The organism is Sphingomonas sp. P4_G2, from assembly GCF_056401155.1.
On record NZ_JBFUJY010000001.1, the window covers coordinates 1,155,704 to 1,169,815 of the forward strand.

The window sequence follows — 14,112 nt, forward strand, 5'->3', positions numbered from 1 at the left end:
GATGGCTCACGGATCATTTTCACTGGTGCAATATTATTCTCTTTGATGCAATCCGGCTAGTATGAGAACGCAGGCAAGTGGTGTTTGATCTGGATCGAAGCCTGGCCGCCAGCGGGCTCAAAGAAGATGCGGAAACGGGCGCGGTTCGCCCGCCGATGCCGATACCAGCCTTCCGACTTGTGCTGCGCCGCAGGCCGGGCGATCACGCCTTTGACAGAGAGCATGGAGAGATTGAGGCCGCGATGGGACGAACAGGGGTGAAAGGAACCTACGCCGCTCCGGCGATCCAAAAAGCCTTCGAGGTGATCGAACTGCTGGTGAAATGGCCGCAGGGAGCTTTGGTTAGTGAGATGGCAGCCGATCTAGGGCGTACCGTCGGGGAGTTGTTTCGCATCGTGGTCGTGATGGAGCAGCTGGGATATCTTCAGAAATCGCAGACGACCGACCGCTACACGGTCACCTACAAGCTCCTCGACCTCGCCTACCGGGCGACACCGTCGCAGGATCTCGTCCGGGCGGCGCTGCCGGAAATGCAGGTATTGGCAATGGAAGCCGGCCAGTCCTGCCATCTGGTCGTGCCGAACGGCGGTCGCGGCATCGTGATAGCGCGCGAAGAACAGCCCGGTACGCGTGGCTTCGCGCTCAAGGTAGGCGCTCATATCGACATCGTGGCAAGCTGCTCCGGCCAGGTCATCCTGGCATTTTCAAACGACCAGCGCCGCGAGCAGATTGTGCGCGCCGCGGAAAGCGAGCGTGGCGTCGAGGTGGACCGCGCCTGGCTGACGGAGCGAAAGGAAGCGATCCGTGCTGCCGGCTTCGATCTGCGCAAGAGTCCGATCACCTACGGCGTGACCGACATCAGCTTTCCGGTCTTCGGTTTTGATCGCGAGGTCATTGCGGCGTTGACCATTCCCTTCCTCGAACTGATCGACGGTTCGCAGAAAGTCCATATCGAGGCGGCATGCGATCTCCTCCGCTTGGCCACGATGCGAGTGTCGGATCGGCTAGGCTATCAACCGGTCTGACTTCTCCGCGATCTACGATGACCTGATCGCAATCGCGTCGGGTCGGCGTATCCGGTCCGAGACACTCGGCCTCGGGAATGCGAATTCCTGTCTTGCGAACTTGGCGTCAGATCGTAAGTAAAAGCCGTTAGCGCTAGCGATAACAAACTTGCATATACGGAAATAACCGTGCGATGGGCGATGTCCTGGAGGGACCGATCGTTATGCGCGCCATTGTTTGCCGTGAGCCATTTCACCTCGACCTAATCGCGCGCGATAAACCGCAGCCGGGACCTGGCGAGGCGCTGATCCACATTCGGCATGTCGGCCTGTGCGGCACCGACTTCCATATCTTCGCCGGGAAACATCCCTTTCTGGATTACCCGCGGATCATGGGCCACGAATTAGGCGGCGAAATTGTTGCCCTGGGCGAGGGGACGTCTCTGCGCATCGGGCAACAGGTCGCGATCAATCCCTATCTCGCGTGCGGCCATTGCGTGGCGTGCCGTCGCGACAAGCCCAACGCTTGCGTCAACATTCGCGTGCTCGGTGTCCATATCGATGGCGGCATGTGCGAATTCCTGGCCGTGCCGCAAACAGCGGTGATCGATGCGGAAGGCCTCTCGCCGGTGCAGGCGGCGATGGTCGAGTTCCTAGCAGTAGGAGCGCATGCGGCCGCCCGCGCACCTAGCGGGGGCGACCATATGCTCGTTGTCGGCGCAGGGCCGATCGGTGTCGCGACCGCGCTGTTTGCGAGGCTGGATGGAAGAAAGCCGCTACTCGTCGATCGGCTGCCTGCTCGGGTCACCTTCGTTCGCGACCGCCTCGGGCTGGACGGGATCGTCGCGGATGACGCGCTTGATCAGACGCTTGCCGACTGGACCAACGGCGACATGTTCGACGTCGTGGTCGACGCCACCGGGTCTCTGGCGGCGATGCGTCGCAGCTTGTCGTTCGTCGCACATGGCGGCGCCCTGGTGTTGGTCGGCGTCGCGCAGGGCGAGCTCAGTTTCGAAGACCCGGAGCTCCACAAGCGCGAAACGACGCTGATCGCGAGCCGAAATGCACTGGCTGAGGACTTCTCGCGGGTGATCGACGCGATCAAGTCCGGTGCGATTCCGACCGACGTCCTGCACACCCACAGCATCGCGGCCGACGAATTGCCGCTGCGCCTGCCCGAATTGGTCCGCGATGCCGACAGCATTCTCAAGGTCGTTGCGTCGTTCTGATCGCCGCTGTGACCTGTGGCCGCTCGATCCCAACATTCTCCTGTAGCGCGCGGCGCACGTTTCGATTTTCCCGGCTAGGGAAGAGCGCGAATCTGATTTGGTTGGGCAATAATGCCCAGCTTACCCGACCAAGCATTAGAATGGAGCGGCCATCGGAACTGTGCTGGACGAGGAAGGTAGAAAATCGCTGGCAGGATGACCAGGAGGGACCTGATCGAGAGGGCTGGCACGGCGGTTCCGAACATCGTGGGACGCTCTTTGGCCAGGTGATAGCTTTCGGCCAGTGCGTCGGTCTGCAGCCCTTCGATCAGAACGCTGACTGTCACGAGCCCGCGAGAAACCGAGCCGGTGTCGCAATGCGCTGTAAGCCGATTCCCGGAGTGAAACTGACACAGCGTCCGACGATCGCGGGCGTTATTCGATTAGGCGAAACCTTATCGCCGTACCGCCGCCGGGTGCGAGGTCGAGCGGCAGCACGTCGGTCCACCTCACGATCTTCTTCTCGATCGTGATAGGCAGCGGATTGACGCGGTAATCGGCGTCTGGCCCGTCACGATAAATCTGGGCCTCGTACTTCCTCCCAGGCGCCAGGAAGGAGAGCGGCTGCTTGAGCGATCGTGCATTCTCGTCGGTGATCGCGCCCAGGAACCAATCCTGTCCATGACGCGACCGGCGCGCGACGACGACGTAATCGCCGATCTCTGACTGCAAGGTTTTTGACGTCTCCCAATCGGTCGGCACGTCGCGGATGAACTGGAACGCGCCCAGATTCTTCTCGTAATTTTCGGGCAGATCGGCGGCCATCTGGATCGGGCTGTAGAGCACGACATATTCGGCCAATTGGGTCGCCAAGGTGGATTGCACACGCCGCGTCACATCGTCCTTGCCGTGCGCGACGTCGAAGATGCCGGGGGTGAAATCCATCGGTCCGCCGAGTAACCGCGTGAACGGCAGGATCGTCATATGCTCGGGCGGATTGGTCGGCACGCCCCAGGCGTTATATTCCTGCCCGCGCGCACCTTCGCGAGCGACCATATTGGGCCAGGTGCGGCGCAGGCCAGTGTCCTTGACCGGCTCGTGCGCGTCGATGGCGATGCGGTATTTGGCGGCGGTCTCGGCGACCAGAAAATTGTGGCGCACCATGAATTGGCCGGCGAACCACTCGCCCTTGCCGTCGCGGTCGAGGATGTCGCCGGCATGGCGGACATAGCCGGTCTTCACCGCATGCACGCCATAGCTATTGTAGAACTTCATCGCGTCGTCGAGCTGGTTCTCGTAATTGATCACCGCGCCGCCGGTCTCATTATGCCCGATCAGCTGGACGCCCTTCGACTTGGCGTAAGCGGTGATCGCGGCGATGTCGAAATCGGGATAGGGCTTGGTGAAGCTGAACTTGTCGCCATTGGTGATCCAGTCGCCGTCCCAGCCGAGATTCCAGCCTTCGACCAGCACGCCGCTGAAGCCGTATTTGGCGGCGAAATCGATATAGCGTTCGACGTTCGCGGTGGTCGCGCCGTGACGCATCCCGCTGCCCCAGGTGGTCTTGTCGAGATGCATTTCCCACCACACGCCGACATATTTGCCGGGGGTGAACCACTTCTGGATGTCGGGGATCTTGCTCGGCTCGTTGAGGTTGAGCTCGATCCGGCTATCGGCCAGCGCGCCCGGCGTTTCGCCGATCAGCACCGTCCGCCACGGCGTGGTGAAAGCGCCGGTCTTCTTCGCCAAGGTGCCGTCGGGCCATGGCATCAGCCAGGCGGTCAGCGTGCCTTCGCCATTGCCCTGGAGCAGCATCGACGGGAAATCGATCATCGCCGCTTCGTGGAACGACAAATAGAGGCCGTTGGCGCCCTTCATCGTCAGCGGCGTTTCGGCCAAAGTGATGCGGCGCGCGTCGGTCTGGGTGTAGAGATATTCGTCGCGTTCCTGGCCCAGCCCTTGATACCACCAGGCCTGATAGGCGCCGAGCGTGTGGAACTGGGTGCGCTCGGCGGTGACTGCAACGTCCTGACCGGCGGGGATGCCAGCATAGTCGTAGCGGAAGCCAAAGCCGTCATCGAACAGCCGGAAGGTGACGTCGACCGCCTTGTTGAGCGCGGTGTCGCCGCTCAGCGTCACGGTCAATTGAGTGTGGTTGTCGCGGATCACCCGCTGCTCGCCCCACGGCTGTTCCCAGCTCGTGTCCGACGCGCCGCGGCGCGGATTGCCGATCGCGGTGTAGCGTGCCGCGAGCTCGCCCTTGAACGTCAGGCCGAGCTCGGATGGTGCGAGCACGACCGCGCCCTTGCGCGTAACCTCGTAAAGCGCCTGGCCGTTGTCGACCCACACGCAGACCTCGATCACCTTGCCCGGCGATTGCGCGCATTCGCGCGTGGCGGCCGCGGCGGAGGCGGTCCAGCCGAGCGCGGCGATCAGGGCAAGCGAACGAAGGATCATCGGGTCTTTCCTTGGGGAGAGTCAGGAGGATTTGAGCAAGGCGGTACGAAGCTGCTGGCGCAGCGCCGCGCGGGCGGACGGGGACATCGGACCGAGCGGTCCCTGCAATGGGGCGGGGATATGCGAGAGGGCGTCGCCGCGCTTGGCGAATACGTATGCCGCGATCATCTCGTGCCAGTAATCGCGCTCGCTCGGCGGCAAGTCGCGAAACGCGAGCAGGGCGGTCAGGAAGGCGTCGTTCGGCGCGTCGCCGCCGCCCCACCAGTAATTGACCATCGCATTATACGGATCGAGCGAGGTGACATGGTGCCACCAATAGCGCGGCATGAAAAGTGCTTCGCCCGGCTCGAGAAACGCCACGCGCGCGGCGGCGATCGCTTCGGCGTAGCGCGGGAAGCGCGTTAGGTCTGGGGCTTCGGGATCGACCAGCGAGAGGGGCGGGGGATTGTCGGGCGGGCCGACATAGAGGTTGCCGACCTGATCGGGCGGGAACAGCACGAAGCGGCGGCGCCCGGCAATGACGCAGGCGAGGTTATGGTCGCGGTCGTTGTGCGTGCGCGTATGCACCGCGCCGCCCAGCCATAGCCGCGGGCCGACCCCGGGCAGGAGCGGCATCGGATTGTGCTCGACGAAATCGGGCATCGCCTGGTCGAGCCGCAGCATCTGGATCGCCAGGGTCGGCGCGTCGCGCTGGCCGATCAGGCTCTCGATCCGGTCGAGCGTGGCGCCGAGCGATGCCTGGCGCTTGGTGAAGGTAAATTCGCGCAGATCGGGGCCGTAAGCGAACTGGCCTTTGTGGCGAGCGGGCGCCTCCATAGCGGGCACCGCCGTGCCGCGATCGAGGCGGCGGAAATAGGCGTCGAGCGTCGTCGCCCCCTGCATGCCGGCGGCGAGCGCAGGCCAGGTGTCGAACAGCCGCTGGACGATCACCGGCTCGCCCGCGGCCACGATCGCGGCGAAGTCCTCCGCGCCGGTGACGCTGCGCCTGGCGATGCGCGGCAGGGCGTCGAGCGCAGCGGGATCGCGCGCCAGGCGGACGGGCTCAACCATTGGCCGTCCCCAGCGCCTGGGCATGCGTCGGCTGGCGCAGCACCGCGTCCCTGACGAAGCCGAGCATGGTCTGGAACTGCGCCTTGACCGTGTCGGGCGACGTCGCGTCGATCCGCGGCGGATAGCTTTCGGGCGTGACGCCGAGACCGATCAGCAGCGCCCGCCAATTGTCGGTCGGGATGCTGTCGTCCTCCATCGGCGGCACCTCACCTCGCGCGCGGAAGGTAGCGACGATATGCGCAAGCTCGGGCGGCTGTGGCGCCGCGCGGCCGGTGTCCCAGAACAGCCCGGGATAGGGGGCGAGCGCGTAGAAGGCGGTCTGATAGTCGCGCAGCCGCTCGAACGACGAGCGCATTAGGCGATTATATTCGTCGCGGCTCGGGGCGACGTCCTGCCCGGTCGGGAAATAGGTGAGCAGGGTGATCAACCCTAGCTGGACCGCGTGGAGGTCGAGATTGTGGATCGGGTCGAGCGCGCAGGCCGCGGTGCCGATCGCGACGCAATTCTGCGCCCAGGCCTGCTCGCGCCGCCCGGGATCGGACGGACGCAGGATCGGATCGGCGAGCGTCAGCCCGGCCGCGGCGCCGAGCCGGTCCAGCGCGTCCTCGGGCTCGGTAAGCGCGCTCGAGAAAGCGTGGATGACATGGGTCGCTGCCTGGGTCGGATAGAGTGCGGCCCAGCCCGGATGCCAGGCGCGTAGTTCGGCATAGGTCGGGATCGGCGCGAAGGGTTGCGCGCGGGCCGCGAACACGCGGTCGGCCGGGAAGTGCGCGCGCCAGCTTTGCTGTTCGATCCCGAGCGTCTTGCCGATCAATGCCGCGTCGCTGCCGGTCGCGTCGACGAACAGCTCGCCCGCGACGCGCTCGCCATCGGCGACCAATGCGATGATGTCGCCGTCGTTGCCGCGCTCGATCGCGATATGGTTGGCGGTCCGCATCGCCACGCCGATCCGCGCCGCGACGCTCTTCAACCCGGCGGCATAAGCAATGGCGGGCAAATGATAGCCGTAATCGGCGCGGCCATAGGCCTCGCTCGCTTCGTCGGGAATCATCACCCGGCCCTGGCGCGCGGCGGCGGCGGTCAGCGAGAATTGCTCGAGGGGGACGTCGAGCCCGAGCCCGCGCGCCTTCACCCAGTAAGCGAAGAAGTCGTTGCCCTCGATCGGCGGGCCATAGGCACCATAGGCATTGAAGAAAGGTCCGTGGCCGCCGAGCATGTCGCGGATATTCTGGCCGAGTGAGAAGGCGCCGCCGGTCGCGCGCAGCAGCCCGGCTTCGTCGAGCCGCAACCTGGTGTGGAGCGCCTCGATCCCCGGCAATGTCGCATAGACGTCGCTGACGTGGAGCAGACTCGGCAGCTCGATCGCAGTGATCGCCACGTCGGCGGGCTTGAGCGCGGCCTGGAGCACGCTGGCGGCGAGCCAGAGTGGCGCATCGCGGCCGAGCAGGACGAGGCTCTGGACGCGCGCGCTCATGCCGCCGGCTCCAGCACCGGGGCGGGGCAATAGGATCGGATGAAGTCGCCGTGCGCGGTCATGTCGGCGGCGTTGACCTCGATCCGATATTTGAGGTCGGCGAGCCTGGCTTCGAGATCGTCGAGCGGGACCGCCTCGGCCAGCGGGTTCCAGGCGGCGGGCAGCACGCCCTGGCCGACCAGCACCGCGAGCCAGCTGTCGCGCGAGAACAGGCCGTAGCGATAATCGGGCGCGGCGGCGGAGGCGCGGAACAAGGCGATCTTGTGCGCCAGGCTTTCGGGCAGCTCCATGTTGCGGACATGGTCCCACAATGGCTGTCCGTGCCGCCGGTTGGCGGTGTAATGGAGCACCAGGAAATCGCGGGTGCGGTCGTAATGCACCTCGAACAGGCGGTTATACTCGGCTGCCAGCCGCGGATCGATTCCGCTGCGACGCGTCGGCATCAGGCCGATCAAATCCATCACCGCGGCCTGAATCAGGAAGATCGAGGTGGATTCTAGCGGCTCCAGAAAGCCACTGGCGAGCCCGACCGCGACGCAATTGCCCGCCCAGGCGGCGGCGCGGCGCCCGGCCTGGAAGCGCAGCAGCCGCGGCTCGGCGAGCGGCGGCGCGTCGAGCGCGCCGAGCAGCACGTCGCGCGCGTGCTCCTCATCGGTGAAGTGGCTCGAAAAGACATAGCCGTTGCCGGTGCGGTGCTGCAGCCCGATCCGCCACGTCCATCCTGCCTCCTGCGCGGTCAGCCGGGTGAAGGGGAGCAGCGGCTCGGTGCGCATGTTGGGCACGGCCAGCGCGCGGTCGCAGGGCAGCCAATGGCTCCAATCCTGCCAGCCGACCTCCATCGTCCCGCCGACCAGCAGCGAGCGGAAACCCGAGCAATCGACGAACAGGTCGCCGGCGATCGCCGTGCCTGAGGCGAGCGTCAGCGACGCGACATGGCCAGTGGCAGTATCGCGCGCGACATCGACTACTTTGCCCTCGATCCGCGTGACCCCGAGCGGCATGGCCCAGCGGCGCAGGAATTGCGCGTAGAGCGCGGCGTCGAAATGATAGGCGTAAGCGTAGGTCGCGCGGATCGACTTCGGGTCTTCGTTGGGGAATTCGAACGCGTTGTTGCGGCACGCGGCGATCGCGAACGAATAATCGTGCAGTTCGGAGGCACGGCCGGCGGCGTGCGCGCGAGCCCAATGGTGCTGGAAATCGACCCCCGCCCAGGGCTCGCCGAATGTGCCGAACGGATGGACGTAGCGCTCGCCGGGCTGGTCCCAGCCGACGAACTCGATACCGATTTTGAACGCGGCCTGGGTCTCGCGCATGAACTGCGCCTCGTCGATCCCCAGCGTATCGTTGAACACCTTGATATGCGGCAGCGTGGCTTCGCCGACGCCGACCGTGCCGATCTCATCCGATTCGATCAGCGTGATCGTGTAATCTTGCGCGGGCAGCAGTTTGACCAGCGCCGACGCCGCCATCCAGCCGGCGGTGCCGCCGCCGACGATCACCACCTTCAATGGATCGGGCTTCAGCGATTCTGGTCCTGGTGCCGGCGCCATGATGGTTTTCCCTCACAAAAATTGGGCGCCGCCGTCCCTGGGAGGGTGGCGGCGGCGCCCAGTGGAGGAAATCAGAACTTGAACCGGCCGCCAACCGAGAAGCGGCGGTCGACCACGCCCCAATTGGCATCCATGAACACCGGCTTGGCGCCCGGCGTCGCCTTGGAGTCGCCGAAGATCTGCTGCTGATAGACTGTCCGGGTGTTGAGCAGGTTCGAGCCTTCCAGCAGGAACTCGAAATTCTTGACCACCGACACGCGCAACGACCCGTCGAGGAACCCGGCGGCTTTCTGAAACACCGGCAGGCCGACGCAGCAGTCGAGGTTGTTGGTCAGGAAGCGCGACCGCCAATTGTAGGCGACGCGGAGCGCGACCGGGCCCTTTTCGTACAAGCCGACCAGGTTGAACGAATGTTTCGAGATGCCCGCCAGCATGTGCGAGTCGATCACCGCGCCGCGCCCACCGCTGACGTCGAGGCCAGCGCCCTGGCCGCCGGTGCCGCCGGCGTCGAGCGCGCCCACCGCGATCAGGTTCGAATTGTTGATCCCCGATTGCGAGACGAAAGTATAATTGGCCTGGATGCCCAGACCCGACAACAGGCCGGGCAGGAAGTCGAAGAAGGTCTGGTAACCGACCTCGAACCCCTTGAGCTCGCCCCCGCTCTTTTCGTTGCGAGGGCCGCGCAGCAGCACCGTCTGGGTCGATCCGTTATTCGTGAACTGGCGCTCGAACTGGCCGTACGAGATCGCATTGTGCAGTTTCTTGTAGAACAGATCGACCGTGAACGAGGACGACTTGCCCATATAGCGTTCGAAGGTGAGGTCGAACTGGTCGGCGGTCATCGGCTTCAACCCGGCATAGCCAGACTCAGCGTTGAACACGAAATTGTAGCCAGTGACGTTGGCGGCAACGTGTGCCGCCGTTGGCGAGTTATAAACGATGTACGGCGAGTCCGGCCCGGTGTTGATGATCGGCGAATTGATCGACACGAAGTTCCTGAGCAGCCCGAAATCGGGCCGTGACAAGCCGCGCGAATAACCGAAGCGGATATAGGTCTTGGAGTCGAGGCCGAACCGGACGTTAAAGCTCGGCAGCACGTTGGTGTAGGACGCCTTGAGCGTGTTGGCCGATCCGCCGCCAGCTGCGAAGGCCAGGACTTGCGGCGTCAAATAGCAACTTGGCTGCACGATCGCGGTACCGGACACCGGTGTCGCGCAGGACGGCAACAGGTTGAGCGCGGTGCTGGTCGGATAGGCGACCGCGCCGTTACTCGTCACTTCGGTGCGGATTACGCGGACCCCGATATTGCCCTTGATGCGAACGCCGCCGCCGAAGATCGGCTGGTCGCCGCCGAAATTGAGCATGGCATAAGCCGCTTTGGTCCGTTCGGACGTCCTGGTCACTTCCGACGGCGTGAAGCAATTGTCGACCGTCGCCTCGGGCCGGTCGCAAATCGCGGTATAGCCGGGCGCGATCGGCGAATTGGTGGTGGCGCCGCTCAATGACTGGAGCAGCTTGGGGAAGTTCTGCAGCGTGTCGCGGTTCAGATAGACCAGCGGGCCATTGTTATAGGCGCTGCCATTGTAGAAATTGCTGCCCAGGCTGGTCGATTCCCAGATGCCCGCGCCATAACCCTTGAAGTTCGAATTGCACGCCGCGGCCGGATTGGGAGTCGTGTTGTCGGCGTTGAAGCCGGCACCGTTGCAATTCCAGCTGGCTGCGATCGGGGTCCAATTGAAGGTCGAATAGCGGACCGTCTGGTTGCGATCGGCGTAGCGCACGCCGACCTTGAGCGAGTCGAGCCAGCTGCCCTTGTCGAAATCATATTGCAGGTCGCCCTTGAACGCCCATTCGTCGGCGTCGTTATCCTCGACATGGCCCTGGATGAACGGGATCCAGTAATTGTGCGGATTGGCGAGCCCGCCGGCCGCGTAATTGACGTTCGATCCAGGCAGCAGTTTGATCTCGGGCGCGTTGCCGTCGGTCAGACTGTACTGGTAATTGGCCATCGATCCGACCGCGACCAGGATGTCGTTATTGTTGGTCGACGCGGTGATGCGCTGACCGTCGAGCGTCAGCTTGAGATTGTCGGTGATCTTCCAATCGATATTGGCCGAGAAGTCGCGCGTGCCTTCGCTATGGTCGAAGTTGCGCGCCTCGTTCTGGAAATAGAGGCCGTCGCGAAGCGTCGTGCAATGACCGGTGCCGCAATTGTTGACGAACGGCATGCCGGGCACCGCCGAGCCTGTGTTGATCGCGTCTTGGTCGTTGCCGCTCCAGCTTCCGTTCCAACTGCCATGACCCTGGGTCAGCACGCCCGATCGCAGCATGCCGTTCGAGCCAAAGACCAGCGCTCCGCTCCCGTCGGCCGCGCCGAGGATCGTCGAGCTGCGCGGGTTGAACGCCGGCGTGCCGTAGGCATTGCCCTCCAAAATCGCGTGTGAAGCGCGTTCGAGCCAGGCGTTGTGATATTTTGAATCGGTATATTGCACGGTCAGCAGGAAACGTTCGGACTTGTCCTGGAACTGGCCGGCAAGCGCGATGCCGCGCCGCGTGCGGTCATAATCGACCTGCGAATAGCGGATGCCGTCGGGGGCATATGCCCAGCCGGTGCCGCCGAACGGATTGGCGGTACAGCCGATCGCGCCGTCCGACCCGACATTGGCGGTGCCGTCGGGCTTGAACGCACCTGCCGAACAATAGGTGTCGATCTTGTCGAAGATCACGCTTTCGGTCCGCGTGATCACATGGCTGCGTGCGAAGTCGGCGAGGAAGCCGAACTTGCCGATCTCGGTGTCGAACGTGTCGCTGATCAGCGCCGAATATTCGCCGGTCCACTTTTTCGAGCGGTCGCCATAATCGGCCTTGGCGTTGCCGGTGACGACCAGCCCGTTCTGGTCGAACGGCAGACGTGTGCGCAGGTCGACGGTGCCGGCGATACCGCCCTCGATCATGTCGGCGGTCAAATTCTTGTAGACATCGACGCGCGACATCAGTTCGGGCGAGATGTCGTTGAAGTTGAGCCCGCGCGCGGCGTCGGCGGAGAAACTGTCACGGCCGTTGAACTCGGTGCGGACCTGGGTCAGGCCGCGGACCAGCACGCCGGCGGCTTCACCCGAGGGGTGGGTCGAATCGTCGGTCGACTGCAGCCGCGAAACGGTGATGCCGGGAACGCGCGAGAGCGCGCCCGACACCGACGTGTCGGGGAAGGCGCCGATATCGGTCGCGCTGATCGAATCGACGATCGTCGCCGCATTGCGCTTGGTCTCGGCCGCATCGCCGAGCGCGCGGCGCACACCGACGATCAGGATGTCGTTATCGTCCGCGGCCGAAGAGCCACTATCCGCTTGCGGCGCCGCGGTCGGGCTGGTGGCGGCTTCCGGCGCAGTCTGCGCTTGCGCGCCAGTCGCGGCGAACATCGCCAGCGTCATCAGCGAGGTGCCGCTCCACAGAAGGCCGCGGCTACGGCTCGAACCCAGTTGCTTCATCGATCACTCCCCTAATGCACGCCCCTCATGCGGAGGCTTTATCCCGTTGCTCGCGCGGCCGAGCTGCATGCCCGGCGCGCGGCGCGAATCACCTTCTGTGGAATTCCTGCGGCGCGTCGTCGCGTGCCATCTGCCCCTTCATCCCTCCTGCGCGGCCCGGCTTTGTGCGGCGCGCGCGACTCCATCGATTGCAATTTAATGCAACGATTTGCGCTTTGTTGCGTAGATTTTCACGACGCGCAAGCGCTGTTTTACGGCGTAGTCACTAGCGAGTCGCTAAATTCCGGAGAGTGTTACGCAAATTCATCCATGCAAAATTTGCATAAACCGTTTTCAAGATTCGGGGATGAAGAGTGCGGCCAGCGCCGCGGCCGCCATCGCCGCCGCCGCCAGTCCCAGAGCGAGGATCGCCTGATTGCCGAGCCAATGGTGGACGATCGCGCCGAGCAGGGTCGCCGCGAAAAGCTGGGGCAGCACCAGGAACATATTGTGGATGCCCATATAGACGCCCATTTTCCGGGGCGGCACCGCGCTGGCGAGCATCGCATAAGGCAGCGACAGGATTGCCGCCCAGGCGCAGCCGATGCCGATTGTCGGCAGCCACAGCAAATAGGGATCGTCGACCAGCACGAACCCGGCTAGCCCCAGCGCACCGAGCGCGAGGCTGAGCGTATAGACGTTGCGGCGACCGATCCGCGCGGCGAGCGAGGGCAAAGCCAGCGCCGCGATCGCCGCCACGCCGTTATAGCCGGCGAACAATATGCCCACCCAATCGGCACCAGCATTGTACGCCGCCGAGCTCGCGTCGGCAGTGTGGTAATGGTGTGCTGCGACCGCCGGGACGGTGTAGATCCACATCGCGAACAAGGCGGTCCAGGTGAAGAATTGGACCAGCGCGAGGTGCCGCAGCACGCGCGGCATGTGCAATATGTCCTCGACGATCTCGAACACGCCGAGCGAATGCCGTCCGCCACGCCGCATCGCCACCGCGGCGAGTTGCGCGAGGCCGAACACGAAGGCGATCGCGGCAAGCACGTAGATTTCGCGCTCGAGCTGCTCTGCGAACGCGAAGCCGGCGATCGCGCCGCCGCCGAGCATCCACAATGTTCCACTACGCGCTAGCGTCGCAGCGCCAGTCGTGCTCGGCACCGCATGGTCGACCAGATCGGGCGCGTCGGCGGCAAGGCTTTCGGGCGGGCGTTCGGTCGTGGTGGCGACCGTCCAGGCGACCGCCGTGAGCAGCCCGACCGCGCCGATATAGAAGGTCAGCCGGACCGAAGGCGGCAGCACGCCGGGCGGAGCGGTCGCGGCGACGCCGAACCAATGGGTCAGGATCCAGGGCAGCGCCGAGGCGAACACCGCGCCCGCGCCGATGAAGAACACCTGGACCGCGAACCCTTCGGTGCGCTGATCTTCCGGCAAGGCGTCGGCGACGAGCGCCCGGAACGGCTCGGCGGCGACGTTGATCGAGGCGGTGAGCAGCCACAGAGCGAGGCTGGCGGTCCAGATGCTGGCGGCATTGGGCATCGCGACGAGCGCGATCGCGGTCAGGATCGATCCCGCCAGCAGGAACGGCCGCCGCCGCCCGAGCGGCCCCCAGGTGCGGTCGCTCCAATGCCCGATCAGCGGCTGGACGAGCAGCCCGGTGATCGGCGCCGCGATCCACAGGATCGGCAATTGGTCGAGCTGGGCACCGAGCGTCTGGAAGATCCGGCTGGTGCTGCCGTTCTGCAATCCCCAGACGATCTGCACCCCGAACAGGCCGCAGCACATGTTCCAGATTTGCCCGATCGTCAGCCGCGGCCGCCGCGTCGGCGCCGGTGGTGAAATGCCCGCGTCCCCCTCGTTCGCTTGCAAAACCTGCCCTTCGCTCCTTAAGTC

The 14,112-nt window shown here is 64.6% G+C and carries 8 protein-coding genes; 2 read left to right on the top strand and 6 right to left on the bottom strand.

Features of this window, described 5'->3' with window-relative positions; all coding sequences use genetic code 11:
• Positions 1–77 precede the first annotated feature (77 nt).
• Together AC1DRD_RS05245 and AC1DRD_RS05250 are read left to right on the top strand one after the other, a co-directional pair.
• The gene (locus AC1DRD_RS05245; protein WP_478040570.1) at positions 78–1,025 is read left to right on the top strand and encodes an IclR family transcriptional regulator; all 948 of its coding nucleotides are present in this window, start codon (positions 78–80) and stop codon (positions 1,023–1,025) included.
• Positions 1,026–1,228: 203 nt separating this feature from the next.
• Positions 1,229–2,233, top strand: coding sequence for a zinc-binding alcohol dehydrogenase family protein (locus AC1DRD_RS05250; RefSeq protein WP_478040571.1), 1,005 nt, complete (start codon positions 1,229–1,231; stop codon positions 2,231–2,233).
• Positions 2,234–2,647: 414 nt separating this feature from the next.
• Here AC1DRD_RS05250 and AC1DRD_RS05255 read toward each other — a convergent pair whose 3' ends face one another.
• From AC1DRD_RS05255 to AC1DRD_RS05280, 6 genes are all read right to left on the bottom strand, one after another.
• Entirely contained in the window at positions 2,648–4,669 is a 2,022-nt protein-coding gene (locus AC1DRD_RS05255) for a glycoside hydrolase family 97 protein (protein WP_478040572.1), read from the bottom strand.
• A gap of 21 nt (positions 4,670–4,690) precedes the next feature.
• Positions 4,691–5,719 carry a cupin-like domain-containing protein gene (locus tag AC1DRD_RS05260; RefSeq protein ID WP_478040573.1) on the bottom strand — a complete coding sequence of 343 codons (1,029 nt, stop codon included), beginning with the start codon at positions 5,717–5,719 and terminating at the stop codon, positions 4,691–4,693.
• On the bottom strand, positions 5,712–7,193 hold the full coding sequence (locus AC1DRD_RS05265; protein WP_478040574.1) for a tryptophan 7-halogenase: 1,482 nt from the start codon (positions 7,191–7,193) through the stop codon (positions 5,712–5,714). Before AC1DRD_RS05265 ends, AC1DRD_RS05260 begins: the two co-directional genes overlap by 8 nt.
• On the bottom strand, positions 7,190–8,743 hold the full coding sequence (locus AC1DRD_RS05270; RefSeq protein WP_478040575.1) for a tryptophan halogenase family protein: 1,554 nt from the start codon (positions 8,741–8,743) through the stop codon (positions 7,190–7,192). Before AC1DRD_RS05270 ends, AC1DRD_RS05265 begins: the two co-directional genes overlap by 4 nt.
• Positions 8,744–8,814: 71 nt before the next feature.
• Positions 8,815–12,231, bottom strand: a complete 3,417-nt coding sequence (locus tag AC1DRD_RS05275) for a TonB-dependent receptor (protein WP_478040576.1) — start codon at positions 12,229–12,231, stop codon at positions 8,815–8,817.
• Positions 12,232–12,564: 333 nt separating this feature from the next.
• Positions 12,565–14,088 carry an MFS transporter gene (locus AC1DRD_RS05280; protein WP_478040577.1) on the bottom strand — a complete coding sequence of 508 codons (1,524 nt, stop codon included), beginning with the start codon at positions 14,086–14,088 and terminating at the stop codon, positions 12,565–12,567.
• Positions 14,089–14,112 lie beyond the last annotated feature (24 nt).